Annotated in this window: 28 protein-coding genes and 1 tRNA gene; 23 read left to right on the top strand and 6 right to left on the bottom strand. The window is 73.4% G+C overall.

What is annotated here, in order from left to right; all coding sequences use genetic code 11:
• Positions 1–71 precede the first annotated feature (71 nt).
• From gltX to RB146_07050, 4 genes are all read left to right on the top strand, one after another.
• Positions 72–1,535 carry a glutamate--tRNA ligase gene (gene gltX / locus RB146_07065; GenBank protein MDQ7828737.1) on the top strand — a complete coding sequence of 488 codons (1,464 nt, stop codon included), beginning with the start codon at positions 72–74 and terminating at the stop codon, positions 1,533–1,535.
• 31 nt (positions 1,536–1,566) lie between these two features.
• Positions 1,567–2,790 (top strand): hypothetical protein, encoded by a 1,224-nt coding sequence (locus tag RB146_07060; GenBank protein ID MDQ7828736.1) that lies wholly within the window; start codon positions 1,567–1,569, stop codon positions 2,788–2,790.
• 9 nt (positions 2,791–2,799) lie between these two features.
• Positions 2,800–3,957 (top strand): hypothetical protein, encoded by a 1,158-nt coding sequence (locus RB146_07055; GenBank protein ID MDQ7828735.1) that lies wholly within the window; start codon positions 2,800–2,802, stop codon positions 3,955–3,957.
• 65 nt (positions 3,958–4,022) lie between these two features.
• Positions 4,023–4,096 (top strand) — tRNA-Gln (locus RB146_07050).
• A gap of 218 nt (positions 4,097–4,314) precedes the next feature.
• On the opposite strand, the gene RB146_07045 is transcribed toward RB146_07050, so the two are convergent.
• On the bottom strand, positions 4,315–5,466 hold the full coding sequence (locus RB146_07045) for a hypothetical protein (GenBank protein MDQ7828734.1): 1,152 nt from the start codon (positions 5,464–5,466) through the stop codon (positions 4,315–4,317).
• 194 nt (positions 5,467–5,660) lie between these two features.
• Between RB146_07045 and RB146_07040 the strand changes: the two genes are divergently transcribed.
• The 3 genes from RB146_07040 to RB146_07030 are packed head-to-tail and all read left to right on the top strand — an operon-like array spanning position 5,661 to position 7,760.
• Positions 5,661–5,813, top strand: a complete 153-nt coding sequence (locus RB146_07040; GenBank protein ID MDQ7828733.1) for a DUF1059 domain-containing protein — start codon at positions 5,661–5,663, stop codon at positions 5,811–5,813.
• 9 nt (positions 5,814–5,822) lie between these two features.
• Positions 5,823–7,058 (top strand): cytochrome P450, encoded by a 1,236-nt coding sequence (locus RB146_07035; protein MDQ7828732.1) that lies wholly within the window; start codon positions 5,823–5,825, stop codon positions 7,056–7,058.
• A gap of 12 nt (positions 7,059–7,070) precedes the next feature.
• Positions 7,071–7,760 (top strand): N-acetylmuramoyl-L-alanine amidase, encoded by a 690-nt coding sequence (locus RB146_07030; protein MDQ7828731.1) that lies wholly within the window; start codon positions 7,071–7,073, stop codon positions 7,758–7,760.
• A gap of 18 nt (positions 7,761–7,778) precedes the next feature.
• Here RB146_07030 and RB146_07025 read toward each other — a convergent pair whose 3' ends face one another.
• From RB146_07025 to RB146_07015, 3 genes are all read right to left on the bottom strand, one after another.
• On the bottom strand, positions 7,779–8,129 hold the full coding sequence (locus tag RB146_07025; GenBank protein MDQ7828730.1) for a hypothetical protein: 351 nt from the start codon (positions 8,127–8,129) through the stop codon (positions 7,779–7,781).
• Between the two features lie 197 nt (positions 8,130–8,326).
• On the bottom strand, positions 8,327–8,593 hold the full coding sequence (locus RB146_07020) for a hypothetical protein (protein ID MDQ7828729.1): 267 nt from the start codon (positions 8,591–8,593) through the stop codon (positions 8,327–8,329).
• Between the two features lie 157 nt (positions 8,594–8,750).
• Positions 8,751–9,509, bottom strand: a complete 759-nt coding sequence (locus tag RB146_07015; GenBank protein ID MDQ7828728.1) for a response regulator transcription factor — start codon at positions 9,507–9,509, stop codon at positions 8,751–8,753.
• A 134-nt stretch (positions 9,510–9,643) separates the two neighbouring features.
• On the opposite strand from RB146_07015, the gene RB146_07010 reads away from it, so the two are divergent.
• Positions 9,644–10,804, top strand: coding sequence for an ATP-binding protein (locus RB146_07010; GenBank protein ID MDQ7828727.1), 1,161 nt, complete (start codon positions 9,644–9,646; stop codon positions 10,802–10,804).
• Here RB146_07010 and hpt read toward each other — a convergent pair.
• Positions 10,779–11,372, bottom strand: coding sequence for a hypoxanthine phosphoribosyltransferase (gene hpt / locus RB146_07005; GenBank protein ID MDQ7828726.1), 594 nt, complete (start codon positions 11,370–11,372; stop codon positions 10,779–10,781). The genes RB146_07010 and hpt overlap by 26 nt on opposite strands.
• 18 nt (positions 11,373–11,390) lie before the next feature.
• Positions 11,391–11,729 (bottom strand): hypothetical protein, encoded by a 339-nt coding sequence (locus RB146_07000; protein MDQ7828725.1) that lies wholly within the window; start codon positions 11,727–11,729, stop codon positions 11,391–11,393.
• Positions 11,730–11,932: 203 nt separating this feature from the next.
• Between RB146_07000 and RB146_06995 the strand changes: the two genes are divergently transcribed.
• The 15 genes from RB146_06995 to RB146_06925 all read left to right on the top strand — a co-directional run bounded on the left by RB146_06995 (position 11,933) and on the right by RB146_06925 (position 26,527).
• Positions 11,933–13,093, top strand: a complete 1,161-nt coding sequence (locus tag RB146_06995) for a HEAT repeat domain-containing protein (protein MDQ7828724.1) — start codon at positions 11,933–11,935, stop codon at positions 13,091–13,093.
• 30 nt (positions 13,094–13,123) lie between these two features.
• Positions 13,124–13,657, top strand: a complete 534-nt coding sequence (locus tag RB146_06990) for a macro domain-containing protein (protein ID MDQ7828723.1) — start codon at positions 13,124–13,126, stop codon at positions 13,655–13,657.
• Positions 13,658–13,724: 67 nt separating this feature from the next.
• The gene (gene cutA, locus RB146_06985) at positions 13,725–14,039 is read left to right on the top strand and encodes a divalent-cation tolerance protein CutA (GenBank protein MDQ7828722.1); all 315 of its coding nucleotides are present in this window, start codon (positions 13,725–13,727) and stop codon (positions 14,037–14,039) included.
• Complete coding sequence (gene surE, locus RB146_06980; protein ID MDQ7828721.1) at positions 14,036–14,830, top strand: 5'/3'-nucleotidase SurE; 795 nt, start codon at positions 14,036–14,038, stop codon at positions 14,828–14,830. The genes cutA and surE overlap by 4 nt, the downstream gene beginning before the upstream one ends.
• Before the next feature lie 241 nt (positions 14,831–15,071).
• Positions 15,072–15,797 carry a cell division ATP-binding protein FtsE gene (gene ftsE / locus RB146_06975; protein MDQ7828720.1) on the top strand — a complete coding sequence of 242 codons (726 nt, stop codon included), beginning with the start codon at positions 15,072–15,074 and terminating at the stop codon, positions 15,795–15,797.
• A complete protein-coding gene (gene ftsX, locus RB146_06970) occupies positions 15,790–16,740 on the top strand; it encodes a permease-like cell division protein FtsX (protein MDQ7828719.1) in 951 nt (316 codons plus the stop codon). Before ftsE ends, ftsX begins: the two co-directional genes overlap by 8 nt.
• Positions 16,741–16,750: 10 nt before the next feature.
• On the top strand, positions 16,751–17,866 hold the full coding sequence (locus RB146_06965) for a peptidoglycan DD-metalloendopeptidase family protein (protein ID MDQ7828718.1): 1,116 nt from the start codon (positions 16,751–16,753) through the stop codon (positions 17,864–17,866).
• 112 nt (positions 17,867–17,978) lie between these two features.
• Positions 17,979–19,196, top strand: coding sequence for a S41 family peptidase (locus RB146_06960; protein ID MDQ7828717.1), 1,218 nt, complete (start codon positions 17,979–17,981; stop codon positions 19,194–19,196).
• Between the two features lie 347 nt (positions 19,197–19,543).
• On the top strand, positions 19,544–20,194 hold the full coding sequence (locus RB146_06955) for a divergent polysaccharide deacetylase family protein (protein ID MDQ7828716.1): 651 nt from the start codon (positions 19,544–19,546) through the stop codon (positions 20,192–20,194).
• A gap of 117 nt (positions 20,195–20,311) precedes the next feature.
• Positions 20,312–21,583 (top strand): Glu/Leu/Phe/Val dehydrogenase, encoded by a 1,272-nt coding sequence (locus RB146_06950; protein ID MDQ7828715.1) that lies wholly within the window; start codon positions 20,312–20,314, stop codon positions 21,581–21,583.
• Positions 21,584–21,607: 24 nt separating this feature from the next.
• Positions 21,608–22,564, top strand: coding sequence for a proline dehydrogenase family protein (locus RB146_06945; GenBank protein ID MDQ7828714.1), 957 nt, complete (start codon positions 21,608–21,610; stop codon positions 22,562–22,564).
• A gap of 2 nt (positions 22,565–22,566) precedes the next feature.
• Positions 22,567–23,568, top strand: coding sequence for an ornithine cyclodeaminase family protein (locus tag RB146_06940; GenBank protein ID MDQ7828713.1), 1,002 nt, complete (start codon positions 22,567–22,569; stop codon positions 23,566–23,568).
• A 17-nt stretch (positions 23,569–23,585) separates the two neighbouring features.
• A complete protein-coding gene (locus tag RB146_06935) occupies positions 23,586–23,873 on the top strand; it encodes a hypothetical protein (GenBank protein MDQ7828712.1) in 288 nt (95 codons plus the stop codon).
• Between the two features lie 287 nt (positions 23,874–24,160).
• Complete coding sequence (locus RB146_06930) at positions 24,161–25,366, top strand: branched-chain amino acid ABC transporter substrate-binding protein (protein MDQ7828711.1); 1,206 nt, start codon at positions 24,161–24,163, stop codon at positions 25,364–25,366.
• 189 nt (positions 25,367–25,555) lie between these two features.
• The gene (locus RB146_06925) at positions 25,556–26,527 is read left to right on the top strand and encodes a branched-chain amino acid ABC transporter permease (GenBank protein MDQ7828710.1); all 972 of its coding nucleotides are present in this window, start codon (positions 25,556–25,558) and stop codon (positions 26,525–26,527) included.
• Positions 26,528–26,536 lie beyond the last annotated feature (9 nt).

Here is a 26,536-nt window from a genome sequence, read left to right as displayed (position 1 = left end):
CTAGTGTACACTACTGGCGAGGCGGCGCCGCGGCGGCGCCGCCTGCGCGTGCAGGGCAGGAGCGTGATGGCGTGAGCGTGCGCACCCGGTATGCCGGCAGTCCGACCGGCTACCTCCACATCGGCGGCGCCTGGATGGTCTTCTTCAACTGGCTCTTCGCCCGCCACCACGGCGGGGCGTTCGTCCTGCGCGTGGAGGACACCGACCGCACCCGCTCCACCGAAGCCTACGAGCGGGCCATCCTGGAGGACATCCGCTGGCTGGGCCTCGACTGGGACGAAGGGCCCGACGTGGGCGGCCCCTACGGGCCCTACCGCCAGTCGGAGCGCCTCGCCCTCTACCGGCGGTACGCGCAGGCGCTGCTCGACCGCGGCGCCGCCTACCCCTGCTACTGCACGCCGGAGGAGCTGGCCGCCGAGCGGGAGCGCGCGCGGGCCCAGGGCGTCCCCTACCGCTACTCGGGGCGCTGCCGCGACCTCACCCCCGAGGCGCGGGCGGCCTTCGAGGCGGCGGGGCGCCGCCCGGCCCTGCGGCTGCGCGTCGCCGACCGCGCCCATCCCATCGTCGTTCACGACCTGATCCGCGGGACGGTGCGCTTCCCCCCCGAGCACCTCGACGACCAGATCATCGTCCGCAGCGACGGGTGGCCGCTCTACAACTTCGCCAACGTCGTGGACGACCACCTCATGGCCATCACCCACACCATCCGGGGCGCCCAGCACCTGAGCAACGCCCCCAAGCAGCTCGTCATGTACGAGGCGCTGGGGTGGACGCCGCCGACCATGGCCCACCTGCCGGAGATCCTGGGCCCCGACCGCAAGAAGCTGAGCAAGCGCACCGGGGCGGTGGCCGTGCGCGAGCTGGCCGCGCAGGGCTACCTCCCGGAGGCGGTGCTGAACTTCCTCGCCCTCATGGGGTGGCATCCCGAGGCGGACCGGGAGGTTTACGAGCTGGAGGAGCTCGTCCGCACCTTCGACATCGCGGCGGTGGGGCGCTCCCCCGCCGTCTTCGACCCGGCGAAGCTGACCTGGCTCAACGGCGTGCACATGCGCCGGGCCCTGGCGGACCATCCGGAGCGGGTGGTCGACATCTGCCTGCGGGTGCTGCAGGACGCCGGGCTGGTGCCGCGCCCGGCCAGTGCCGCCGACCGCGCCTACGTCGCCCGGGTGGTGGAGGTCCTGGGGGACCGCCTGAAGGTGGGGGCCGACGTGCTGGCCTACGGGGACTTCTTCTTCACCGACACGGTGCGGGTGGACCCGCAGGCGGCCGCCCAGCACCTCGCCCGGCCGGAGACGCGCGAGCTGCTGCGCGCCCTGGCTGACCGGGTGGCCGCGCAGGGAGACGGGTGGGACCGGGCGAAGGCGGAGGAGGCGGTGCGGGGGCTGGCGGCGGAGCGGGGAGTGAGCAGCCGCGCCATCATCCACCCGGCGCGCGTGGCCCTCACGGGCAAGACGGTGGGTCCGGGGCTCTTCGAGCTGATGGAGGTCCTGGGCCGGGAGCGGGTGGTGCAGCGGTTGCGCGCGGCAGCGGCCTGAGGCGCGGCCGCGGAACGAGGGGAGGAGGACGATGCTCGGAGGTCGGGGTGCAACGCGGTCGCAGGGTCTTCTCGCGGCGGTCCTGGCGGTGACGCTGGCGCTGTGGCTCGTCCTGGCCGGAGGCCTTCGCGCCGCCCGCGCCCTCGAGACGCTGGCGCCCATCGTCCTCTGGCCCCCGGATGAATACCACACCGGGGGGGCCTATACCGCGATCCAGGCGGCTCCCGACGGCAGCCTCTACCTTGGCACGACCTACTACGACGGGTTCGGGCGCCTGCTGGTCCTCCCGCCCGGCGGGCGCGAGTGGCGCGTCATCACCGATACCGGCACGGCGACAGGCGACCGGACCACCGGCCCGTACTCCCAGGCGAAGATCCACACCAAGCCGGTCATCGCTCCCGACGGCAAGGTCTACTTCGGAACGAAGGTCGGCCAGACGGTGTCCAAGGCCCCGGGGAGCTATCGGGGTGGCTACCTCCTGGTCTACGACCCCGCGACGGGTCGGGTAACCAACCTGGGGATGCCCCGCCCGCACCAGAGCATCATTGCCGTCGGTCTGGACGTGCGTCGCGGTGTGGTCTACGCGCTGTCCGACCCCGAAGGGCACCTGGTCGCCTACGACCTGCGGACCCGACGCTTCGACGACAAGGGCGAGCTGAAGGGACCGGAGAAGGTGACGCGCTACCTGGTGGTGCTGGCAAACGGCGACGTCTTCCACAGCGCAGGGGAGGAGGCCGTGATGCGCTACCGGGCGGCCGCCGACCGCATCGAGCGGCTCCCGTTGCGCTTCACCGGCCAGGGGCGCTATGAGCCTCCCTACGCGCTGGCAGCCAACCCCGATGGGATGCGCTTTCACGGCGTGGGCATGTCATCGGGGCAGGTCTACACCTACGTGCCCGGCGAGCGGGAGGTCGTCGTGCAGCTCCACGGCGCGCGCGTCCCCGAGGGAGAATCCCCGCCGGGAACCCACTACACCATGACCGCGGCACCCGACGGCACCATCTACTACACGGGCGTCTTTGGCCCGTCGCTGTACCTCCTGCGGCTCGATCCGCGTGCCGGCCGGCCGGAGGTGGTCGGGCGCGTCGAACCGCTGCCGGCGACCCCCGGGCGGCCCTTCGCGCGGCACATCATCGAGCCCGCCAAGCACATCATCGTGCAGGGCTCAACGGCCGCCCCCGACGGGACGCTCTACGTGATGACGGCCTATCCGCTGCGCGTCCTGGTCTTCCCCCGCCTGGCGGCGCGCCGGTAGGTCACGGCGGTGCTCCGCCGCGCCCTCCTCCTGCTGCTGGGCGCGTTCCTCATCGGCCAGGCGCCGGGGGCAGGGGCGCCGGCCGCGCCGGCGGCGCGCAAGCGCGTGGCCATCCTGACCGACAGCTGGTACCCCTGGTCGCACGCCGACGTCATCGGGATGCGGCTGCTGGAGGGCTACCGGCTGGACGGGCGGTACCATCCCTCGCCCGTGACGGTCGACCGCGTGTACCTGGCCTCCCCCCGGCCCGACGACCGGGCGACCGCGCTGGCGGCCCGGCACCGCTTTCGGGTGGTGGGGTCGGTGCGCGAGGCGCTGGTCGAGGGGCAGCCGCCCCGGCTGGCGGTGGACGGCATCCTCGTGACCACCCGGATCAACCCGGCCGAAGACGGCCCGCCGCCATCGCCCGGGCCGCGCCGTCGGTTGATGGAGGAGGTCGTGCGGATCCTCGATGAGGTGGGTGGCCGGCCCCCCATCTTCATCGACAAGCTCATCGCCGAGAACTGGGAGGACAGCCGCGCGATCGTCGCCGCCGCCGCGCGCCGGCGGATTCCCCTCATGGGCGGGTCGGTGCTGGGGTACGTCGGTCCGGACCGGCCCCTTCCGTCTCCGCGAGGCCTGGAAGTGGCCCTCGCGGCCGCGTCCTCGCCGTACTGGGCCTTTGCCTTCCACGCCCTGGAACTGCTGCAGGCCTACGTGGAGGCCCGTGCCCCCCAGGAGCGCGGCGTGCGGGCGGTGCGTGTGCTCGCCGGGGCGCCCGATCGCGCCTGGGGAGGAGATCTCCTGGAGGGACTGCTGGCCGGCGCCCGTACACGTCGGGGATTGGGGAGGGTCGAGAGCACACTGCTGGTGCAGTACGCGGACGAGACACGGGGCGCCGTTGCGCTGGTGCACGATGCCTTCGACGACAGCGAATTCCTGCTGGGGGCTCGCCTGAGCGCGCGCTCCGCCCTGGGGGGCCTGGTCCTCCCCGGGGAGCCCTACGACCACTTCGGCGCCCTCGCCCATGCGGTGGTGGCTTTCATCACCTCGGAGCGGCCACCGGTACCGATCGAGCGAACCCTGCTCACCACCGGGCTGGTCCTGCGCTGGGCTCAGGCCCGTACCGTCCAGGGGTGGCTCGACACCCCCGACCTGCTCATCACCTATCCCGCACCGCGGCGGTGACGGCCACGCACCATCACCGGAGCCCAACCGGGTAGACGGAATGCCCTATAATGACAGGAGAGCGCTGGGGGATCGTCTAGCGGTAGGACGACGGGCTCTGGACCCGTTAGCGGGGGTTCGAATCCTCCTCCCCCAGCCACCGCTCATACCGCCGTCGTGATACCGTCCTGATCCACCCTTAGGCCCGAGTTGAGCGCATCTGGGGTGGGGGGCAACCCGTCAAGGGACGCAAACCGCGTGCTCGCCTACCTGAGAGCGACACGCACCGCGCTTCCGGGAAGCGTTCTCACCGTCCGCCGGTGCCACGTGGTAGGTTAAATGGGCGGGTTTCCCGTGCGGGAGGGGAGCGTTGTGTGCTCACGTCGCCGGGACCTGCGCCAGCACCTCCTCCTCGACAGCCGCGGCGGTCTCGGGCGCCAGCCCCAGCTTGGCCCGCAGCCTGGCCAGGAAGGTGCGCTCGCGCTGGTCGATCAACCCCGTCTCCGCCGCCGTCTCCACGGCCGCCTTGTAGACTTCGAGCTTCCGGTAGGCCAGGTACTCGGCGGGTGGCCCCGTGCCCGGGCCCGGCACCGTGGCTTCGGCGACCCGGTCGGCCAGCTTGTTGAGGCGGGGCGCGGCGAAGAGGAGGACGCCGGCAGCCAGCGCGCCCGCATACCAGCCCGCTGCCTGGCTCAGGTAGGCCTCGACCAGCTTCGAGGCCACGAAGAAGACCACCACGAAAGCCGAGACGAGCGCCCCACGACGGATCCCCACCCGGAGCTGCAGGTCGATGTCGAAGAGCTGTGTATGCAGGATCCCGTAGGCCAGCAGCGGCATGGCCACGATGGTCGCCAGGCGGACGATGACCTCGCCCACCAGCACGAGGGGCGCCGGCTCGCGGCCGATCATCACCCCACCCTGCGCCGCGCCGACGATCATCAGCACCAGCCCGAGCGCGCCCAGCCCGTCCCGCAGGCCGAAGGAGAGGACGAAGGCCCGGGCGCGCGGGCGGAGGGACGAGGTGGGCGGCGCCCGTCGCAGGGCGTCCACCGCGGCCACCAGGGCGAAGAGCACCACCATGACGATGACGGCGTAGACGCCGTTCACGATCAGGAAGGCCCAGCGGGGGAACTGCTCGGCGAGCCGGTCGCCGGGCGGGCCGGAGGCCCGGATCGCCAGGACGCTGGCGCTGCCCACCGCGACGCCCAGGCCGGCCAGCAGCGCCCGGGTGGCGGGCCGGCGGAGCCAGCGCACCAGCGGGGTCTGGAGGACGGCGAGCAGCAGGAGGTACCCGAAGGGGAAGAGGCCTACCGCAAAGGGCGTGGCGGCCCAGAAGACGCTGGCGGCGGCCGGGGGCAGGGCGAAGACCAGCCGCCCGCCGCTCTGGGCCACGCCCTCGGTGATCAGGGCGGCGGCCAGGATCCGGTTCGTCCGCCGCTCCCAACCCACGCGCAGCACGAAGGCGGCTAGCAGCAGGGCCAGGAGGCCGGCCGCCACGCCGAGGACCACCGACAGGGTGAACGCCTCCATCGGTACCGGGACCTCAGTATCGCCGTTCGCCCACACGGCTGGCAACACGTCTGGCGGGCGTGGACGGGGCGACGAGGACCCGGGGGGGGCGGGCGAGGCCGCCCGGCGCGATGGCCTACAATCGGAGGGACACCGCGGCGCGGCCGGAAACCGTCCGGTGGGGTTTCCTGCGGGACGGCCTGGGAGGGAGGAGGATGCCGAAGCGCTGGACCTGCAGCCTGGGGCACCGCATCGAGGCCGACGACGAGGAGGAGCTCGTGCGATTGGTCCAGGAGCACATGCGGCGGGAGCACGGGCTGGAGCTCTCCCGCGACCGGGTGCTGCGGCAGATCCGCGAGGAAGAGTAGCGCGTGGGCGTGGCCGCGTTGCCCGAGGACCACCTGGACCTCAACGACCCCGCGTTCGTCTTCGACCCCTACCCCAGGCTTGCCCGCCTGCGCGAGACCCGACCGGTCTTCTACGACCCCGTCTGGCGCAAGGTCTTCGTCTTCCGCTACGACGACATCGCCCGGCTGCTGCGCGACCGGCGGCTGGGCCGGTCGATCCTCCACCGCTACTCGCGGGACGAGCTGGGGTGGCCGCCGCCCGACCCGCTCACGCCGGACTTCGACCACTTCCAGTCCCACCACATGCTCGACAACGAACCCCCCAAGCACACGCGCCTCAAGACGCTCATGCTGAAGGCCTTCACCCCGACGCGCGCGGAAGGGCTGCGGCCGACGGTGCAGCGCCTGGTGGACGGCCTCATCGACCGCGTCCAGGACCGCGGGGAGATGGACCTGCTGCGCGACTTCGCCGAGCCCCTGCCGGTTGCGGTCATCGCCGAGCTGCTCGGCGTGCCCGAGGCCGACCGCCACCTCCTGCGCCCCTGGTCGGCCAGGATCGTGAAGCTCTACGAGCTGGGCTACACCGCGCAGCAGGCCCGCGAGGCCAACCAGGCCGTGGTGGAGTTCTCCGCCTATATCCGCGCGCTGGCCGCCGAGCGCCGGCGTGCCCCGCGTGACGACCTGCTCTCCGCGCTCGTCCGGGTGGAGGAGCAGGGGGAAGGCCTCACCGAGGAGGAGCTGGTGGCCAACTCCATCCTCCTCCTCAATGCCGGGCACGAGGCCACGGTGAACGGCACCACGCTGGGGATGCTCGCGCTGCACACCCACCCCGACCAGCTGGCCCTGGCGCGCGCGGCGGCGCGGGCCGGGGACCTGGAGTTCTTCAAGACCGCGGTGGAGGAGCTGCTGCGCTTCGACACCCCGCTGCCCATGTTCGAGCGCTGGGTGCTGGAGCCGGTCGAGGTGGGCGGCGTGACGCTGCCGCCCGGCACGGAGGTGGGCCTCCTCTACGCCGCGGGCAACCGCGACCCGCGCCGCTTCCACGACCCGGACCGGCTCGACCTGCGCCGGCGGGACAACCCGCACCTGACCTTCGGCCTGGGGATCCACTACTGCATCGGCGCGCCGCTCGCCCGCGTGGAGCTGCAGACCGCCTTCATGACGCTGCTGCGGCGCCTGCCGCGCATCCGCATCGCCCGCGAGCCGGTCGAGTACGCCGGCGGGTTCGTCATCCGGGGCCACCGGGCCATGCCCGTGGTGTTCTGAGGCGCCTCCGGCGTGTCAGCGCCGCGCCCGGAGGCGCCACCCGCACCGTCCACCATCTGCCTGGACCCGGGCCACGGCGGCCGCGATCCGGGCGCGCGGGCCGACGGGCTCGTCGAGGCGGAGGTCACCCTCGACCTGGCCCGCCGGGCGGCAGCGCTGCTGCGGGGGCGTCACCGCGTCGTCCTCACCCGCGAGGGGGACCGGACGGTGGCGCTGCGGGACCGCGTGGCCGCCGCGGAGGCGGCAGGAGCGGACCTCTTCCTCTCGATCCACGTGAACGCCGCGCCGACGCCCCGTGCGGCCGGCTACGAGGTGTACGTCCGGCCGCAGGCGCCGGCCGGCGCGCACGTGCTGGCGGCCGCGCTCCTCCTCCAGTTCGAGCGGCGGTGGCCGGACCGCCCGAACCGCGGCGTGCGCACCGCCCGTTTCGCCGTCCTGCGCCAGGCGCGCCCGGCCTGCCTGGTGGAGTGCTTCTTCCTCACCAACCCCGAGGACCGCCGCCTCCTGGCCGATCCCGTCACACGCGCGCAGCTGGGCGAAGCCCTGGCCTGGGGGTGCGGCAATGCGTTGCGCCAGCTGCTCTCCGCACCACCCGCTGCGGCGCCCCTCTCGCCCGCGTCTCCTGAGGCCGGCCCTCCGGCTGGTCGCGGGACCCCGGCCGCCCCCCGTTCCGGTCCCGTCCTGCGCCGACGGCAGGGGTAGGGCCAGGACCGGCACCCGTCAGCGCTTCCGCCGCAGCCACCCCACGAGCGCCGGGAGGTCCCAGGTGTTGAGCACCCGTGCGGGCGGGACGCCCGCCCGTACCAGGTGGGCGACGGCGATGTCCACCCAGGCGAGGTGGTGCGGGGCGTGGGCGTCGCTGCCCACGGCGAACAGGCACCCGGCCCGGGCGGCCTCGGGAATGAGCGTGGCGTCGAGGTCCTGCCGGTCGGGGTAGGCGTTCACCTCCACCGCCGTCCCGTGCTCGGCCGCGGCCGCGAACACGTCCGTCCAGCGGGCCTCGATGCCGGGGCGCCGGCCGGCCACCCGGCCCCGGGGGTGGGCCAGGACGTGGACGAGCGGGTGGGTCACCCCGGCGAGGAGGCGCGGCGTCTGGTCGACGCCCGGCCGCCGCAGCGCGGCGTGGGCGCCGACGGCGAGGAGCTCCGTGACGCGCAGGTCTTCCGGGGGGAGGTCGAGCGTGCGCCCACCGGGCCAGTGCCAGCAGGAGGTCGGTGTTGGTCCGGACCGGCCCGCCGCTCAGTGCCGGTGCGGGGCGGCCCCCGAGCTCAGCGCCAGCGGCGCCGCCGCATCAGGAGCGCGTTCACCACGATCACGATCCCGGCCAGGTAGGCGAGCAGCCGCAGCGCCGCCTTCCGCGTGGAGGGCTGCTGCAGCGTCGGGTCGGCGCGCACCTGCCGGACCGCCTCGCTCACCTTTCCGGCTACCCCGGCGGCCATCCCCTTGCCTGTGTGGACCACGCGCTGCCCCCGGTCTGCCAGGGTCTCCGTGGGCGTCTGCGCCATCGCCGTCCCCTGCACCTGCTCCTCGTCCATCACCCAGCCCCTCCCGTCACGACGGTCGGCTCGGGGCCACCGGCCCTCTTCCATTCTCCCCCGGCCGGTCGCCGGCAAACACCCGCGCTCGGGCGCCGGCCACCGGGACCCCCGGGGCTCAGGTGCTCCCCCCGCGCCCGCCGGCCTCCCCGGGGGCTCAGGCGGTGGTGGTGTCCGTGGTCAGGGGCGCGGATTCCTTGCCACCCGCGCGCGGGCGCTCGTCCTCGCCCGGCAGGACGAAGCGGTAGCCCACGCGCGGCTCGGTGACGATGACCTGGGGGCGGTCGGGGTCGCGCTCGATCTTGCGGCGCAGGCGGCGGATGTAGACCCGCAGGTACTGCGCCTCGTTCTGGTACTCCTGTCCCCACACCCGGGTGAGCAGGGTGGCGTGGCTGAGGATCTTCCCCGGGTGCGAGGCGAACTCCTCGAGCAGGCGGCGCTCCGTCGGCGTCAGGTGGATGGGCTGGCCGCGCACGCGCACCAGGCTGCGCGGGAAGTCAATCTCCAGGTCCCCGGCCCGCACCACGGCGCGGGGTGGCTGCGGACGCCCCCGGGCGCGGCGCAGCACCGCGTGCACCCGGGCCAGCAGCTCCTCCACGCTGAAGGGCTTGGTCATGTAGTCGTCGGCGCCCAGCTCCAAGGCACGGACCTTGGTGACGTCCTGCTGCAGGGCGCTCAGCACGATGATGGGGACCGTGGAGCGCTCGCGCAGCGCCCGCGTCACCTCCATCCCGTCCACGTCCGGCATCAGGAGGTCCAGGATGACCAGGTCGGGGTCGTCCAGGGCCGCGGCGGACAGGGCTTCCGGGCCCGACGTGGCCGTCAGGATACGGTAGCCGCGGGCCTGCAGGTTGGTCTTGATGAAGGCGAGGATCCCGGGGTCGTCGTCGACGACCAGGATGGTCTCCCGCTGCATGGTCCTCCCTGGGTGGCCGCGCGTCGTCACCGACTCGCGTCGTCACCGACTGCGGGGGTTTGACCTGTCCGCCGGGCAGGTCAACATTAACATCGCACGGGGAGGATTTCCATCGGACGGAGGACGGCTCACCCATGGACGAGCGGCGGCCCCCGCCCCGCCCCCAGCCCCGCGCCCCTCAGGGCGGCGAAGCGGTCCTGCGGGCCATCCTCGACGCCGTCCCGGCGGCCATCTGCCTGGTGGAGGCCCCCTCCTGGCGGGTGGGGTTCGTGAACGCCGCGATGCGGCGCCTGTTGGGCGAGGCCATCCAGGTGGGGATGACCTACGTCGAGCTCACCGGCCTCTTCGACCAGATCACCCCCGGTGGCGCGCCGGCCCGCTTCGAGGACCGCCCCCTCTACCGGACTCTCGTGCAGGGGGAGCCGGTGGCCGGGGTCGAGGTCTTCGTCGATCTGGCCGGGGAGCGGGTGCCGCTGCTCATGTCCACCACGCCCATCCGCGCCGAGCGGGGGGAGCCGGTGGCGGCGGTGGTCACCCTGGAGGACCTCCGGCCCCTGCGCGTCGTCGACCGGGCCAAGGAGGAGTTCCTCATGCTGGTCTCCCACGAGCTGCGCACGCCGCTCACCCTGATCCTGGGCCAGGCCACCAGCCTGCTGATGGAGGACGTGGAGTGGGCGCCGGAGCAGCGCCGCGCCTTCCTGGAGGACATCCGCCGGCACGCCGAGCGCCTCTCGGCCATGGTGGGCGAGCTGCTCGACCTCACCGCCATCAGCGCCGGGCGGTTCCGCGTCGAGCCGGAGTGGGTGGACCTGGCCCCGCTGCTGCGCGCGGTCGTCCGCGCCCACTCCCCCCGCCTGGCCGGCCGGCCGGTCACCGTGCGCGTCCCGCGCCGCCTCCCGCCCGTGCTGGCCGACCCCCGGCGCATCGAGCAGGTGGTGGCCAACCTGCTGGAGAACGTGGCCCGGCACACCCCGGCGGGGACGGGGGTAGAGGTGGCGGCGGCGGTCCGGGACGGGCGGCTGGTCGTCACCGTGGCGGACGACGGCCCGGGCATCCCGGCCGAGCTGCTGGACGCCGTCTTCGAGCCGTTCCGCCAGGGGCCGGGCCGGCGGGGCGGGGCCGGGCTGGGGCTGGCCGTGGCCCGGGCTATCGTGCGCGAGCACGGCGGAACGATCGCGGCCCGGCCGCGCGACGGAGGCGGGACAGTCGTCGAGGTCAGCCTGCCGCTCCCCCCGCCGGAGTCGGCGCCACCCCCGCGGCCCCGGAGGCTCAGGGCTGGAGGAGCGCCTCGTTGAGGACGCCGATGTAGGGCAGCGTCCGGTACCACTGGCGGAAGTCCAGCCCGTACCCCACGACGAAGACGTCGGGGATGGTGAAGCCGCGGTACCGGATGGGCAGGGTGTCCACGATGCGGTGGGCGGTGCGCTCGAGCAGGGTACAGATGTGCAGGGAGGCGGGGTCGCGGGCGCTGAGGGTCCGCAGCAGGTAGGCGGCCGTGAGCCCCGTGTCGATGATGTCCTCGACGAGGATGACGTGGCGGCCGGTGATCTCCTCGTCCAGGTCCTTGATCAGCCGCACCACGCCGGAAGCGGGGCGGGCGGCGTAGCTGGTGATGGCCATGAAGTCGAGTGCCACCGGGATGGTCAGCGCCCGACTCAGGTCGGCCAGGAAGTACAGGCCCCCCTTCAGCACCGTCACCAGGATGGGGGCGAGCCCGGCGTAGTCCCGGCTGATCTCCTGGCCGAGCTCCCGGACCCGCTGCTGGATCTGGGCTTCGGTCAGGAGGACCTCCCGGACGGCCTGCTCCGGGGGGAGGGGGATCAGGGCGGACGGAGCCCGGTCGGGGGCGGGGCGGGCGGCCATGCGGCGCTCCCCGCGGCGCTACCTCCCGCCGCCCCGGGCGCCGGCCGGGGAGAGCCCGTACTTGGCCAGGAGGCTGCGGTAGTTCCGGCCGTAGAAGATCTTCAGGCGGATGTGGGGGTAGCGTTCCCGGAAGCGCCGGATCTTGCGGTTCTTGCGCGTCACCAGGCTCTGCTTGAGGGTGGTCAGCTCGATGTACAGGTCGAAGTCCGGGAGGTAGAAATCGGGGCTGAAGCTCTCCAGGACCCGCCCGTCCGGCTCCACCTCCAGGGGGAAGGCGCGGGGCTCGTACTCCCAGCGGATCCCGTAGAAGTCCAGGATCCGGGCGAACTCCCGTTCACTCTCGTGGGCGAACTTCACGGGGTCCTTGGGGGCGGGACGCGAAACCGGATTGGGAGCAGGCGGGCGGGGTGCGTCGGAACGATGATGGCCCACCGTGGCGCTCTCACCTCCGTCGGAATGCTGGGTCGGGCGCCGACCCGCGGCCGCCACATTGGCGGCGTCGCAGGATTGCCGGTAGTATAACAGGATAAGGGTTTTCCCGTCCAGAATCGGAGGTCACGATGGCCACGAGCGCGCCGAGCGACGAGCTCCAGCGCTACATCCGCCAGCTGAAGAGCCAGGACGTCACCCTCCGCAGCGACGCCGCCCACCACCTGGGCCGGCTGCAGGACCCGGCGGGCGTCCCGGCCCTGGCCGAGGCGCTCCAGGACGCGGACGAGTACGTCCGCAAGAGCGCCGTGGCCGCCCTGCGCCGCATCGGCGGCCCGGAGGCCATGGCGGCCCTGCGCACCGCCCTGACCGACCGCTCGGAGCAGGTGGTCCTCCAGGCGGTGAACGGCCTGCGCGACATGCGCGACAAGGGGGCGGTGGAGGGGCTCATCCGGGTCCTCACCCGCCGGGAGCGGTCGCTGGTGAACGCCGCCACCGAGGCCCTGGCGCGCATCGGGCCGGACGCGGTCAAGCCGCTCATGACCGCCTTCGAGGACAAGGCGCTGCGCCGGCGCATCGGCACCCAGGTGTGGAAGATCCTGGTGGAGATGGGCCCGCGCGCGGTGGAGCCGCTCCTGGAGGTCCTGGGGCAGGAGAACCAGTTCGTGCGCCTGACCGCCATCTCGGTGCTGGGGCGCGTGGGGGACCGGCGGGTGGTGGAACCGCTCGTAGACCTCTTCCTGCGCGACCCCTCCATGCAGGACGCCGTCGTCACGACGCTGAGCCGGCTGGAGGAGCGGGGGGTCATCGAACACCCCGACCCCCACCACGGCGACCGGGAGATCTTCCTGCCCCGGGCGGTGGTGGACGCCTTCGTGGGGCGGCCGCGGGAGGAGCTCGTCGAGCAGCTGCGCACGGCCCTGGAGAACCCCAGCCCCAAGGTGCGCCGCTTCGCCCTCAAGGCGCTCTTCACCCTCTTCGGGGAGGGGGCGCTCGACCAGCTCATCACCTCGCTGGACGACGAGGATCTGGACGTGAAGCGGCTGGCCGTGAAGATCCTGGGCCGGATGCGCGACAAGCGCGTCATCGAGCCGCTCGTCCAGCTGCTCCTGAAGGACGGGGAGCAGATCGCCGATGCCGTGTGGAACACCCTCAAGGTCCTCACCGACCTGCGGGAGTACGAGGCGCTGCGCGCCCGCGTGGCCAAGGAGCGCGCCGGGGGGGCGCCGCCGGTGCGGAAGTTCCGGCGCGAGCGCGACGTCTCGCCCGACTGGTGGCGCGAGCAGGATTGAGGGGCGGCCCGCGGCGCCGCCCGAGCGACTGTGGAGGTCCTCCGCCACACCACCCGCATCCGCGTGGAGCCGGCCGACCTGACCACGCTGGCCGTCGACGCCATCGTGAACGCGGCCAACGCCACGTTGCGCATGGGCGGCGGCGTGGCGGGGGCGATCCGCCGCGCCGGAGGGCCGGAGATCGAGCAGGAGGCGGTGGCCCGGGGGCCCATCCGCCCCGGGGAGGCGGTACTCACCGGGGCGGGGCGGCTGCCGGCCCGCCACGTCATCCACGCCGCCACCATGGGCCCGGACCTGCGGACGGACCTGGAGACGGTGCAGCGGGCCACCCGCGCCGCCCTGGAGCTGGCGGAGGCGCACGGGCTGCGCTCCATCGCCTTCCCGGCCCTGGGGACGGGGGTGGGGGGCCTGCCCTTCGACCAGGTGGCCCAGGCCATGCTCGAGGTCATCGCCGCGCACGTCGACCGGGGGACGGCGCTGCGGGAGATCATCCTGGCGGTGCGCGGCCGGGAGGCCGAGGAGGCCTTCACCCTGGCCGCGCGGCGCTTCGCCACGCCGGTGTAACGATGCACGGGCCGCTTCGCCACGCTGGTCTCGTGATGCGCGCGGCCGCCTCCGTCCCGGTCGCGCCGTGAGCGCGGTGGTCGTCCTCATCACCGTCCCGTCCGCCGAGGAGGCGGAGCGCCTGGGGCGCGCCCTGCTCGACGAGCGCCTGGCCGCCTGCGTGAACACCGCGCCGGTGCGCTCCGCCTACTGGTGGCAGGGGGGCGTCGAGGAGGCGGCGGAGGTCCTCCTGGTCGTCAAGACGCTCGACCGGCTGGTCGAGCCCCTGGTCGCGCGCGTGCGAACGCTCCATGCGTACACCGTGCCCGAGGTGGTGGCGCTGCCGGTCCTGGCGGGCAACCCCGACTACCTGCGCTGGATCGAGGACTCGGTCCGGCGGTGAGGATCCTGCTCACCAACGACGACGGGATCCACAGCCCGGGGGTGCTGGCCCTGGCGCGGGCCCTCGCCCGGAGCGGCGAGGTGGCCGTCGTGGCCCCGGAGCACGAGCGCAGCGCCACCGGGCACGCCATCACCCTGCACAAGCCGCTGCGCGCCACCCCGACGGCGCTGCCGGGGCTCGACGTGCGCGCCTGGGCCACCAACGGCACCCCAGCCGACTGCGTCGTCCTGGGGGTGCTGGCGCTGCTGCCCTGGCGTCCCGACCTGGTGATCTCGGGGATCAACGGGGAAGCCAACATCGGCAGCGACCTGACCTACTCGGGCACCGTCTCCGGCGCCATGGAGGGGGCCATCATGGGGTTCCCCAGTCTCGCTGTCTCCGTGGCCGTCTTCCGGCGCGCCGGCGAGGTCCGCGAGGTCCACTACGACGTGGCTGCCGACGTGGCGGCCCGTCTGGTGGCCCGGCTGGGGCAGCAGCGGCTGCCCGACGAGGTGGTGCTGAACGTGAACGTCCCCAACCTGCCGCGCGGCGCCCTGCGCGGCCTGGCCGTCACGCGTCAGGGGCAGCGGCGCTACGTCAGCCGGCTGGAGGAGCGGCGCGACCCGCGCGGGCGGGTCTACTACTGGCTCACCGGAGACCGCGCTCCCGAACCCGACGAGGAGGGCACCGACGGGTGGGCCCTGCGCCAGGGGCTGGTCTCGGTGACACCGTTGCGGATGGACATGACCGCCGGCGAGCCGGTGACCTCGCACGTGGCGCAGCTGGTGGCCGGGATCTCGCTGGCGGACTGACAGGAGCGACCGAAGGGACGTCGGTGGCCGAGGCCGGGGCCTGCGTCCGCCCGGCTGAAGCCCACCGAAAGCGGGCATAGGAGGGAGGAGGGGAGGAGGGCCGCCTCCCCCGGCGGCCTGGCAGGCTCTCCGCGTGGCTTCGGCGGGGCCTCGCGCGGCGAGAGGAAAATCTCGCCGCGTGCCGAAGACCCGCCAGGGACGCACAGACAGGCTGTCGTCGCCCTTTCCGTCGCTCTTGTCGATGATCCGATTCCGCGGCGTCTCCAAGTGCTACCCCAACGGCGTCACCGCCCTCCGGGACGTCTCCCTCTCCATCGAGCCGGGCGAGTTCGTCTTCATCATCGGGGCCACGGGGTCCGGCAAGTCCACCCTGCTCAAGCTCATCTACCGGGCTGAAGTGCCCACCCGGGGGCAGGTGATTGTGGGCGGCCGGGACATCACCCGGCTGCCGCGCCGCCACGTCCCGGCGCTGCGCCGGAGTATGGGCATCGTCTTCCAGGACTACAAGCTCCTGCCGCACAAGACCGCCTACGAGAACGTGGCCTTCGCCCTGCACGTGACCGGCGCCGCCCCGCACGAGATCCGGCCGCGCACCCTGCGGGCGCTCGGCGTGGTGGGGCTGGAGGAGCGGGCCGACGCCTACCCGCACCAGCTCTCCGGCGGGGAGCAGCAGCGGGTCTCCATCGCGCGCGCCCTGGTCCACCAGCCCCCGCTGCTGCTGGCCGACGAGCCTACCGGCAACCTCGACCCGCGCACCTCCTGGGAGATCATCCAGCTCCTCAGCCGCATCAACCTGCACGGCACGACGGTGGTCGTCACCACCCACAACAAGACGATCGTGGACATCCTGCGCAAGCGCGTCGTCGAACTGGCCGGGGGCACGGTGGTCCGCGACGAGGACTACGGCCTCTACACCCCCCGTGCCGCCGTGGACGTGCCGCATCTGGTGGTGGGGCGGCGTGGCTGAACGGCGTCCGGTCGGAGGCCGTCCGGCCGTACCTCCCCCCGTGGCGGTGGCGGCAGCCCGGGTGCGGGCGGCGGTGGCCTACACCGTCCGCGAGGCGGCCCTGGCCTTCCGCCGCAACGGGCTGATGAGCCTGGCCGCGGTCACCACCATCCTGGTGACGCTGCTGCTCGTCGGCTGCGGCCTCATCCTCAGTGCCAACCTCCACCACCTGGCCCGCGTGGTCGAGGGGCAGGTGGGCGTGGTGGCCTACCTGCGCGACGGGCTCACGCCGGCGGAGCGGGACCGCCTGGTGGCGGAGGCGCGTCGGGTGCCGGGCGTGCGCGCGGTGACCTTCGTCGGCCGCGACGTCGCCCTGCGGCGGCTCCAGGCCACGCTCGGCGACCGGGTGGCGCTGCGCGACGTGGTCCAGACCAACCCGCTGCCCGACTCGCTGGAGATCGCCGTCACCGAGGGCCGCCAGGTCCGGCGGGTGGCCGAGGCGGTGCGCCGCCTGCGCGGCGTGGAGGAGGTGGCCTTCGGGGGCGAGGTCGTGGACCGCCTCCTCGCCGTCACCGGGGTGGTGCGCGCCGTCGGGCTGGGGCTGGCCCTCCTGCTGGGGCTCGTGGCCCTGATCATCATCATGAACACGGTGCGCCTCACCATCCTGGCGCGGCGTCAGGAGATCGAGATCATGCAGCTCGTGGGCGCCGGCGGGTGGTACATGCGCTCCCCCTTCCTCATGGAGGGGGCCGTGGAAGGCGCGCTGGCCATCCTGCTGGCCGCCGGCGTGCTCGTCCCCGCCTACGCCTTCCTGGTGGAGCGGGCGCGCGGCGCCCTGCCCTTCCTCCCCCTGCTGGGGCCTGCCGACCTCCTCCCCGGGCTGCTCGGGACGATCGGTGCAGGGGGGCTGGTGGTGGGGATGAGCGGGAGCCTGCTGGCCCTGCGCCGCTTCCTCCAGACCTGAGGCGCCGTCAGTGCGTCGCGCCCTCCCGCTCCTCCTGATGCTGGTGCTGGCCGTCCCGGCCGCCGCCGCGCCCTCGCTCCAGCAGAAGCGCACCGAGCTGCGGCAGGTGCGCCGCCAGCTGGAGGAGCAGCGCACCCGCCTGCGTGCGGTGAAGCGCGCGGAGCGCCGGACGCTGCGGGACCTGGAGGCGATGGACCAGCGCCTGGAGGCGGAGGAGGCGCGGCTGCGCGTGCTGGCCCGGGAGCTGGCCCAGACGCGCGCGCGGGCCCAGGCCACGGGGCGCGAGCTGGCCCTGGTGCGGCAGCGCCTGGCCCGGCAGCGGGCGCTGGTGGGCGGGCGGTTGCGGGACATCTACAAGTACGGCCGCCGCGGCTACGTGGACGTCCTGCTGGACGTCACCGACTTCGCCGAGTTCGTCGCCCGGGCGCACTTCCTGACGACGATCATGCGGGCGGACGCCCGGCTCATCGCCGAGTACGACCAGGACGCGGAGCGCTACGCCCGCCTGCACGAGGCGCTCGTGGCCGACCAGGCGCGCATCGCCGAGCTCATCGCCGAGACGCGCGCCCGGCGGGAGGCGGTGGCGGCCCAGGCCCGGGCGAAGCAGGCGCTGCTGGTCCGCATCCAGCGGGAGCGCGCCCTCTACGAGGAGGTCGTGGAGGAGCTGGAACGCACCGACCGGGAGCTCGTCCAGCTCATCCAGCGGATGCAGGCCGCCGCCCCCGGCGTGATCCCGCCCGGCCGCTTCCGCAACTTCCTCTGGCCCGCCCGCGGGGCCTTCACCTCAGGGTTCGGCCTGCGGGTCCACCCCATCTTCCGCGTGCAGCGCATGCACAGCGGCGTCGACATCGCCGCCCCCTGGGGGGCGCCGGTGGTGGCGGCCTGGGACGGCACCGTCATCTACGCCGGGTGGTTCGGGGGCTACGGGAAGATCGTCATCCTCGACCACGGCGAGGGCCTCTCCACCCTCTACGCCCACCTCTCCGCCATCCTCACGCGTCCGGGGGAGCGGGTGCGCCGGGGCGAGGTGATCGGCCGCGTGGGCAGCACCGGCTACAGCACCGGCCCGCACGTCCACTTCGAGATCCGCGTGAACGGTCAGCCGGTCGACCCGCAGGGGCGGTGACCGCCCTCCGCCACACCGCCGGGCCTCCTCCGCTATGCTGAGGGCGTGGGCACGTCGCTGACCACGGCCGCAGTCGGCCTGTCCGGGCGCCCGGCCCGGCCCTGAGCGGTCCATGCCGCGGTCCCGTCCCGCCATCGCCGCCGTCCTCCTCCTCGTCCTCATTGGCGCAGGGTTCCTGGCGGGGTACGGTGTCGGGCGCAGCCAGGCGGCTCTCGGCGGGGACGCCGAGAGCCAGGGCTTCGCCCTGCTGCGCGAGCTCCTCCACCACGTCCGCACCACCTACCTTGAGCGCCAGGTGGACACCCGGTCCCTCTTCTACGGGGCCGCCCGCGGGATGCTCGAGGCCCTGGGCGACCCCTACACCCGCTTCCTCGACCCCGAGGCGTACCGCGAGTACCGGGAGCACCTCGGCGGGGTCTTTCACGGTGTGGGGCTCTTCGTCGAGCTGCAGGGCGACCGCCCGGTGGTCGTCACGCCCATCCCGCGCACCCCGGCCTACCGCGCCGGCATCCGCGCGGGAGACCGCATCCTGGCCGTGGACGGGGTGGACACCCGGGGGATGTCGCTCGAGGAGGTGGTCACCCGCATCCGCGGGCCGGCGGGTTCTGCGGTGACGCTGCGGTTGGGCCGCGGCGAGCGCGTTTTCACGGTGCGGCTGGTGCGCGCGCGCATCGCCAATGTCAGCGTCCAGGGGGACGAGAACCTCCCGCCGGCGCAGCGCGCCGCGCTGCGGGCGACGCGCGTGGCCTACGTGCGCATCCTGCTCTTCAACGAGACCACGGCCCGCGAGTTCGCGCGAGCGGTGGAGGCGGCCCGGGCGGCGGGCGCGCGCGGGCTGCTGCTCGACCTGCGCAACAACGGCGGGGGATTGCTCGATGTCGCCGTCGAGGTGGCCGACCGCTTCGTGCCGGCCGGGCAGCCCATCGTCCACACCGTGGACCGGCAGGGGCGGCGACAGACCCAGCGGGCCACCCGCGGGCCCAAGGTCACCCTGCCGGCGGTCGTCCTGGTGAACGAGTTCACCGCCAGCGCCGGCGAGATCCTGGCCGGCGCCCTGCGGGACCACGACGTGGCCCCGCTCGTGGGCCTGCGCACCTTCGGCAAGGGGGTCATCCAGAGCGTGGTCTCCCTGCCGGGGGGAGCAGGGGCCACCATCACGAGCGGCAAGTACCTGACGCCGGACGGCCACGACATCCACGGGACGGGGATCACGCCGACCCTGGTGGCGGGCGCGCGGCAGGAAGGGCGCAGCGAGGCCGAGGTGGCCCGCATTGAGGCGGAGCAGTTCGCCCGCGCCTTCGAGGTCCTGCGCCGGCGTCTGTCGCCGTGAGGGCCGGCCCCCGGTCCGGAAGGGCCGACCGGCCGCATGCCCTCCCACACGCCGGCAGCGCCGCCTGGGCCGTGGCGGTGCTGGCGTCGCTCCTGCTGGTGGTCGGCGGGGCGGTGGGTTACTGGCTGGGGCTGGGGGCGGGCGCCCTGCCGCCCTACCCGCCGGGCGGCACCCGGCCTGCCGCGCTGTCGCCTTCGCCCCGCCCGTCGCCCCGGGTGCCCGGGGCCGGACCCTCCGCTGGGTCCCGACGGCCCGAGCGGCCGCGGCCTACGCCCGCCCGGCTCCGGCCCGGCCGCGCCCCTGCCCTCCCGGACACCGCGCCCACGGGATCTCCGCCGCAGGCGCGCGTGGCCATCGTCTTCGACGACGCCGGAGGGCAGCTCGCCCAGCTCGACCCCATCCTGGCCCTGGGGCGCCCGGTGACGGTGGCGGTCCTGCCGGGCCTGCCCGCCTCCAGGGCCGTGGCCGAGCGGGCGCGGGCGGCGGGCCTGGAGGTGCTGCTGCACCTGCCCCTGGAAGCCGAGGACCCCGCGCGTCGGCTGGGCCCACACGGCGTGACCACCGCCATGGGTGAGGAGGCCATCGTCCGGGAGGTCGAGTCGGCGCTGGCCAGCGTCCCGGGCGCGGTGGGGATCAGCGGGCACATGGGGTCGCGGGCGACGGCGGACCCGCGGGTCATGCGCGCGGTGCTCCACGTGGCGCGCTCGCGGGGGCTGTTCTTCGTGGACAGCCGCACCACCCCGGCCTCGGTGGCGGTCCCGCTGGCCCGGGCCGCCGGCGTCCCCGCGGCGGAGCGGACCGTCTTCCTCGACAACGCGGAGGACCCGGAGGCGATCGCCGCCCAGGTGCGCCACCTGCTCGACGTGGCCCTGGCGCGCGGGGAGGCCATCGGCATCGGCCACGTCCAGCGCGTCACCGCGGACGTGGTGCGCACCCTGCTCCCCGCCTTCGACGCGGCGGGGGTGGTGCTGGTGCCGGTCTCGTGGCTGGTGCGGTAGGGCGGCGTGCGGGGTGGCGCGCAGGGGGCGGGCGGCAGCGGGCCGAAGGGTCTGAACACACCCATTCCCTACCCCGGGTTGCCGTCCCGTCCGGCGGGCGGCGCGAGGAGGAGGCCTATGAGCGCACAGGCGGTCGTGATCGCCCCGAAAGAGGATCCCTGGCAGATGGCGCTGCGCCAGTTCAACGAGGCGGCAGACCACCTCCCCCTCAAGCGAGGCATCCGCGACTTCCTGGCCTACCCCAAGCGGGAGCTCACTGTGAACTTCCCGGTGAAGATGGACGACGGCTCCGTGCGCGTCTTCACCGGACACCGCGTCCACCACAGCACGGTGCTCGGGCCCACCAAGGGCGGCATCCGCTACCACCCGGACGTCACCCTCAACGAGATCCGCGCGCTGGCCATGTGGATGACCTGGAAGTGCGCGGTGGTCGGCCTGCCCTACGGCGGCGCCAAGGGCGGGGTGGTCGTCGACCCCAAGGCCCTCTCCCAGGACGAGCTGGAGCACCTGACGCGGCGCTACGCCACAGAGATCAGCGTGCTCATGAGCCCGGAGGGGGACATCCCCGCCCCCGACGTGGGCACCAACCCCCAGGTGATGGCCTGGATCATGGACACCTACAGCATGCACCGCGGCTACTCCGCCCCCTCGGTGGTCACCGGCAAGCCCATCGAGATCGGCGGCTCCTACGGGCGCGTGGAGGCCACGGGGCGCGGGGTGACCATCTGCGTGCGCGAGACGGCGCGGCGCCTGGGCATGCCCCTGGAGGGGGCGACGGTGGTGGTCCAGGGCTACGGCAACGTGGGCTCCATCGCCGCCTACCTGCTGCACGACATCGGCTGCCGCGTCATCGCCGTCAGCGACAGCCGCGGGGGGATCTTCAACCCGAAGGGCCTGGACCCGCGCGCGGTGCTGCGCCACAAGGAGGCCACGGGGTCGGTGGTGGGCTTCCCCGGCGCCGACCGCGTGACCAACGAGGAGTTGCTGGAGTTGCCCTGCGACATCCTCATCCCCAGCGCCCTGGAGGCGCAGGTCCACGGGGAGAACGCCCCGCGGATCCGCACGCGCATGATCGTCGAGGGGGCCAACGGGCCGCTGACGCCGGACGCGGACCAGGTCTTCGCCGAGCGGGGGATTCCGGTCATCCCCGACATCCTGGCCAACGCCGGCGGGGTGATCGTCTCCTACTTCGAGTGGGTGCAGGGGCTGCAGCAGTTCTTCTGGACCGAGGAGGAGGTCAACCAGAACCTCGAGCGCACGCTGGTGCGGGCCTTCCACCGCGTCTGGCAGACCGCGGAGGAGTACCGGGTGCGCCTGCGCGTGGGAGCGCTCATCCGGGCCATCGGGCGGGTCGCCGACGCGCTCTACCTGCGCGGCATCTACCCCTGAGGCGCGGACGGCGGCAGGGACCCGATGGGGTGGCTGCGGCGCGCCTTCATCGCCCTCTCCGAGAGTGCCCGGGCCCAGGACCTCGTCCTGCACCACCCCTGGGCGCGCCGCGCCGCCCGCCGCTTCGTGGCCGGGGAGACGCTGGCGGAGGCGGTGGCGGCGGTGCGGGAACTCAACCTCGCCGGCCTGCACGCCAGCCTGAACTACCTGGGCGAGAAGACCACCAGCGCGGCGGAGGCCGAGCACGCCGCCGACATGTACGTCACCATCCTGGAGACGATCCGGCGGGAGGGGCTCGACTGCAACCTGTCGGTGAAGCTCTCCCAGCTCGGGGCGACGATGGACGAGGGCGCGGCGGAGGAGCGGCTCCGCCGCGTGGTGGACGCGGCGCGGCGGCAGGAGACCTTCGTGCGCATCGACATGGAGGAGTCCCCGCTGGTGGAGCCGACGCTGCGCCTCTGGCGGCACCTGTGGGACGCCGGCTACCGCAACGTGGGCGTGGTCATCCAGGCCTACCTGTACCGCAGCGCCGCCGACGTCCAGCGGCTCATCGACCTGGGGGCGCGGGTGCGCCTGGTGAAGGGGGCCTACCTGGAGCCCCCCAGCGTGGCCTACCCGCGCAAGGCCGACGTGGACGAGAACTACCGGCGCCTCATGGAGGCGCTGCTGCGCGGCGGCCACTACCCGGCCATCGCCACCCACGACGAGCGCCTGATCGCCCACGCCAAGGCGCTGGCCGCGCGCGAGGGGATCGGGCGGGACCGCTTCGAGTTCCAGATGGTCTACGGGGTGCGGCGCGACCTGCAGCGGCGCCTGGCCCAGGAGGGCTACCACGTGCGGGTCTACGTCCCCTTCGGCGAGCAGTGGTACCCCTACTTCATGCGCCGCCTGGCGGAGCGGCCGGCGAACGTCCTCTTCCTGCTGCGGGCGCTGGTGGCCGAGCGCGGCCCCCGCCCCCGGGCGGCGGCGCCGGGCGGGTAGGGGTGCGCCTCCTCACGGCTGCGGACCTGCGGCGTCTGGTGCCCATGGCGGACGCCATCGAGCTCGTCCGGGAGGCCCTCATCCACCTCTCGGCCGGGCGGGCGCTCGTGCCGCCCCGGCTCCACCTGGCCGCGGACGGCGGGACGGCCCTCTACATGCCCGCCCTGGTCCCGCCGCTGGGCGCTCTGGGTGTGAAAGCCGTGACGGTCTTCCCGGAGAACCCCTCCCGGGGGCTGCCCACGATCACCGCGCTGGTCCTCATCCAGGACGCCGCCACTGGGCGGCCGCTCGGCCTCCTGGAGGGGGCGAGCCTCACCGCGTTGCGGACCGGCGCAGCGGGGGGCCTGGCCGCACGCCTGCTGGCCCGGCCCGACAGTCACATCGCCGCCCTCTTCGGCACCGGCGCCCAGGCGCGCACGCAGCTGGAGGCGGCCTTCGCCGTCCGCCCGCTCACCCAGGTGCGCGTGGTCGGCCGTAACCCCGAGCGCACGGCGGCCTTCGTCCGCTGGGCGGCCGCCCAGCCCTGGACCGGCGGGGCGACCATCCTGGCCGCGGCGTCCCCCGAGCTGGCGGTGCGCGGCGCCGACCTGGTCATCACCGCCACCACCAGCCCCACGCCGGTCGTCCCCACCGGGGCGGTGGCGCCCGGGTGCCACGTGACAGCGGTGGGCGCCTTCACCCCCCAGACCCGCGAGGTGGACGGAGCGCTGGTGGCGCGGGCTGCGGTGGTCGTGGAGTCGCGCGCAGCCGCCCTGGCCGAGGCGGGAGACCTGCTCCTGGCCATCGCCGAGGGGCACTTCGCCCCGGAGCGCATCCACGCCGAGCTCGGTGAGGTCGCCACGGGGGTGCGGCCCGGGCGCACCCGGCCGGAGGAGATCACGCTCTTCAAATCGGTGGGAACGGCCGTCCTGGACGTGGTGGTGGGGGCGGAAGCCCTTCGGCGCGCCGCCTCCGATGCCGTAGGGTGGGAGGTGGAGCTCGAGGGCTCCGGGGGTGAGTCCTGATGGATCCCAGAAAGCCGATGGCAGGGGGGCTGGTCGTGGCCTTCCTGCTGGGGATGGCGGTGGGGCGGGGGATCACGCCTGGGCGCCCGGGGACTCCCGGGGCCACCCCCAGCCTGGCCGGCATCGTGGAGGAGCTGGAGTTCGCCACCCGGCGGACAGCCGCCGTTGTCGAGATCCTCGACGACATGGCGCACGGCCGCGTGGCCAGCGACCGTCCGGCCCTGGCGACCCTGCGGGACTCCATGCAGGAGATCACGGAGGAGCTGGGGGACATCCGGAGCCAGCTCCAGGCCCTGCGTTCCTGACGCCCCGGCCGGCACGCCCCGCAGCAGTGCGAGGCGTCGGCGAGAGCAGGGAAGCTCTGGAGACCCGGCGAACACTTTCAGTTGCGCGTTCTGCGTATCCCTGGATTTTTGCTATGGTAGGGCACGCAGGGGGCCGGGCCGAGGGTCTGGCCCCTGGACGAGGAGGTGAGGGAGGCCCGTGAGGCCGGGGCTGGGGCGGCCCACACCACGGTGGTTGGTCGGAGCCTCTGCAGGGAGCCTCACGTGTTGACGACGTCGTGATGAGGAGAGAGGAGGGGAGAGGCTGCATGCGGATCAGACGAGTCCCGGTTGTGCTGGCGACCGTCCTGACGATGCTGGTGCTCCTGGTGGCCGGACAGGGACCCGTGGGGGCCCAGCAGAACGTCATCAAGATTGCCACCCAGAGCCCCCTGTCGGGCGGGCAGTCCGTGCTGGGGACGGCCATCAAGAACGGCGCGCAGCTCTGCATCGAGCAGCAGGCCGCCAAGATCCTGCCCGGGTGGCGGGTGCAGCTCGTGCCCTTCGACGACCAGGCCAAGCCGGACGTGGGCGTGGCCAACGCCAAGAACCTGGTCACCGACCCCGACATCCTGCTCGTGGTGGGCCATCTGAACTCCGGCGTGGCCATCCCGTCCAGCGAGGTCTACAAAGACAACGACCTGGCCATGATCTCGCCGGCCAACACCAACCCGGTGGTGACCGACCGCGGGTACCGCAACGTGACCCGGGTGGTGGGCCGTGACGACGTCCAGGGCCGCGTGGGCGCGGAGTTCGCCGGCAAGGACCTGAAGGTCAAGAGCGCCTACGTCATCCACGACAAGACCGCCTACGGCCAGGGCGTGGCGGAGTTCTTCCGCCAGTTCGCCCCCCAGAACGGGATCCGCATCCTGGGCTTCGAAGGGACGGAGGAGACGGCCAACTTCGACCCGATCCTCACGCCCATCGCCGCCCGCCGGCCGGAGCTGATCTACTTCGGCGGGATCTACAACCAGGCGGGAGTCTTCTTCAAGCAGGCCCGCGCCAAGGGTATCACCGCCAAGTTCCTGGGGCCCGACGGCATGGACTCCTCCGACCTGGCGCGGATCGCCGGTCAGGCCATCGTCGGTATGCACTACACGACGGTGGCGGGCCCGGCTTCCTTCTACCCGGGGGCGGCCAAGTTTGCGGCCGACTACAAGAAGCGCTTCGGGGCGGACCCCGAGCCCTTCGCCGTCCAGGCCTACGAGTCGTGCTGGATCGGCCTGACGGCCATCGCCAACGCTGTCAAGGCCGCCGGCGGGAAGAAGCCCACGCGGCTGCAGGTCACCAACGAGGTGCGCAAGATCCGGGGCTTCAAGGGCCTCACCCAGACCTACACCTTTGACGAGAAGGGCGACCCGACTCCGGCGACCTACTTCGTCATCCGCATCGAGTCGGCCGACCCGGCGAAGTGGGGGCAGAACCGGCTGGTCAAGACGCTCCGGATCAACCCGCCGCCGCTGAAGAAGAAGTAAAGGAGGGCGGCGCGGATCGGTCCCGGGCATGCCGTGGTGAGGAGACGGGGAGCGGGCACGTCCCGCTCCCCGTTTTGTCGCCCGGCCCCTCCGACCACCCCGGCCTCTGGTGCCCGGGGCGATCTTCGCTACCATGAGGACGTAGGACCATGAGGACGTAGGCCGACACCGCGAGCGGGGCGACGGGACATGGAATGGGATATCCTCATCGGTATCTTCCCCCAGGTCCTCGTAGACGGGCTCACGCTGGGGTTCGTCTACGCCCTGATCGCCCTGGGCTACACCATGGTCTACGGCGTCCTGCAGATGATCAACTTCGCCCACAGCGAGATCTTCGTCACCGGCGCCTTCGTGGGAGCGGAGGTCCTCTTGAGTCTGCAGGCGGTCGGGGCCTTGACGGCCATCCCGCCCGTGATGCTCCTCCTGCTGGTCATCGCCATGGCCATGGTCATCAGCGGCGGGCTGGCGGTGGTGGTGGAGCGGGCGGCCTACCGCCCCCTGCGCGGCGCTCCCCGGCTGGTCCCACTGATCTCGGCCATCGGCGTCTCATTCTTCCTCCAGGACTTCATCCGCCTGATCGAGTCCCTCTGGCACAACGCCTTCTACCGCACCTACCCGACCATCGCCTTCTTCGACCTGCGGGTGGGGCTGACGGGTGGCGTCGAGATCTCGGTGAAGTCGCTCGTCATCATCCTGGCCTCGCTCCTCATGCTGGTCGGCCTGAACCTCTTCGTTACCCGGACAAAGCTGGGGACGGCCATCCGGGCCGTGGCGGAGGACCAGGCCACTGCGGAGCTGATGGGCATCAACGTAAACCGCATGATCTCCCTGACCTTCCTGATCGGCGGCATGATGGGCGGGGCGGCGGGAGCGCTGTTCGGCGTGCAGTTCGGCACCATCAACCCCTACACGGGCTTCATCCCCGGCATCAAGGCCTTCACCGCCGCCGTGCTGGGCGGCATCGGGAACCTGCCCGGGGCCATGCTGGGCGGAGTCGTCCTGGGCCTGCTGGAGACCTTCGCCGCCTCCTACATGTCGTTGCTCACGGGCGGAGCCTTCGGGGCCGAGTATAAGGACATCTTCGCGTTCAGCGTGCTGATCCTGATCCTCGTCTTCCGCCCGCGGGGCCTGCTGGGCGAGGTCGTGCGGGAGAAGGCCTGAGGGTGACCG

This window comes from Armatimonadota bacterium, assembly GCA_031081585.1.
GTDB lineage: Bacteria > Sysuimicrobiota > Sysuimicrobiia > Sysuimicrobiales > Humicultoraceae > Geohabitans > Geohabitans tengchongensis.
Note: the sequence above shows the minus strand (reverse complement) of the source record. Positions and strands in the feature narration are given on the sequence as shown.

What these genes read in the sequence shown, in the direction of transcription:
- RB146_06945 (MDQ7828714.1), top strand. Translation starts at nt 21,608, where the DNA reads ATGGGGTGGCTGCGGCGCGCCTTCATCGCCCTCTCCGAGAGTGCCCGG.
- RB146_07045 (MDQ7828734.1), bottom strand. Translation starts at nt 5,466, where the DNA reads ATGGAGGCGTTCACCCTGTCGGTGGTCCTCGGCGTGGCGGCCGGCCTC.
- RB146_07020 (MDQ7828729.1), bottom strand. Translation starts at nt 8,593, where the DNA reads ATGGACGAGGAGCAGGTGCAGGGGACGGCGATGGCGCAGACGCCCACG.
- RB146_06950 (MDQ7828715.1), top strand. Translation starts at nt 20,312, where the DNA reads ATGAGCGCACAGGCGGTCGTGATCGCCCCGAAAGAGGATCCCTGGCAG.
- RB146_07015 (MDQ7828728.1), bottom strand. Translation starts at nt 9,509, where the DNA reads ATGCAGCGGGAGACCATCCTGGTCGTCGACGACGACCCCGGGATCCTC.
- RB146_07040 (MDQ7828733.1), top strand. Translation starts at nt 5,661, where the DNA reads ATGCCGAAGCGCTGGACCTGCAGCCTGGGGCACCGCATCGAGGCCGAC.
- RB146_06960 (MDQ7828717.1), top strand. Translation starts at nt 17,979, where the DNA reads ATGCCGCGGTCCCGTCCCGCCATCGCCGCCGTCCTCCTCCTCGTCCTC.
- RB146_06930 (MDQ7828711.1), top strand. Translation starts at nt 24,161, where the DNA reads ATGCGGATCAGACGAGTCCCGGTTGTGCTGGCGACCGTCCTGACGATG.
- RB146_07010 (MDQ7828727.1), top strand. Translation starts at nt 9,644, where the DNA reads ATGGACGAGCGGCGGCCCCCGCCCCGCCCCCAGCCCCGCGCCCCTCAG.
- RB146_06925 (MDQ7828710.1), top strand. Translation starts at nt 25,556, where the DNA reads ATGGAATGGGATATCCTCATCGGTATCTTCCCCCAGGTCCTCGTAGAC.
- ftsE (MDQ7828720.1), top strand. Translation starts at nt 15,072, where the DNA reads ATGATCCGATTCCGCGGCGTCTCCAAGTGCTACCCCAACGGCGTCACC.
- RB146_06935 (MDQ7828712.1), top strand. Translation starts at nt 23,586, where the DNA reads ATGGCAGGGGGGCTGGTCGTGGCCTTCCTGCTGGGGATGGCGGTGGGG.
- hpt (MDQ7828726.1), bottom strand. Translation starts at nt 11,372, where the DNA reads ATGGCCGCCCGCCCCGCCCCCGACCGGGCTCCGTCCGCCCTGATCCCC.
- RB146_06995 (MDQ7828724.1), top strand. Translation starts at nt 11,933, where the DNA reads ATGGCCACGAGCGCGCCGAGCGACGAGCTCCAGCGCTACATCCGCCAG.
- RB146_07060 (MDQ7828736.1), top strand. Translation starts at nt 1,567, where the DNA reads ATGCTCGGAGGTCGGGGTGCAACGCGGTCGCAGGGTCTTCTCGCGGCG.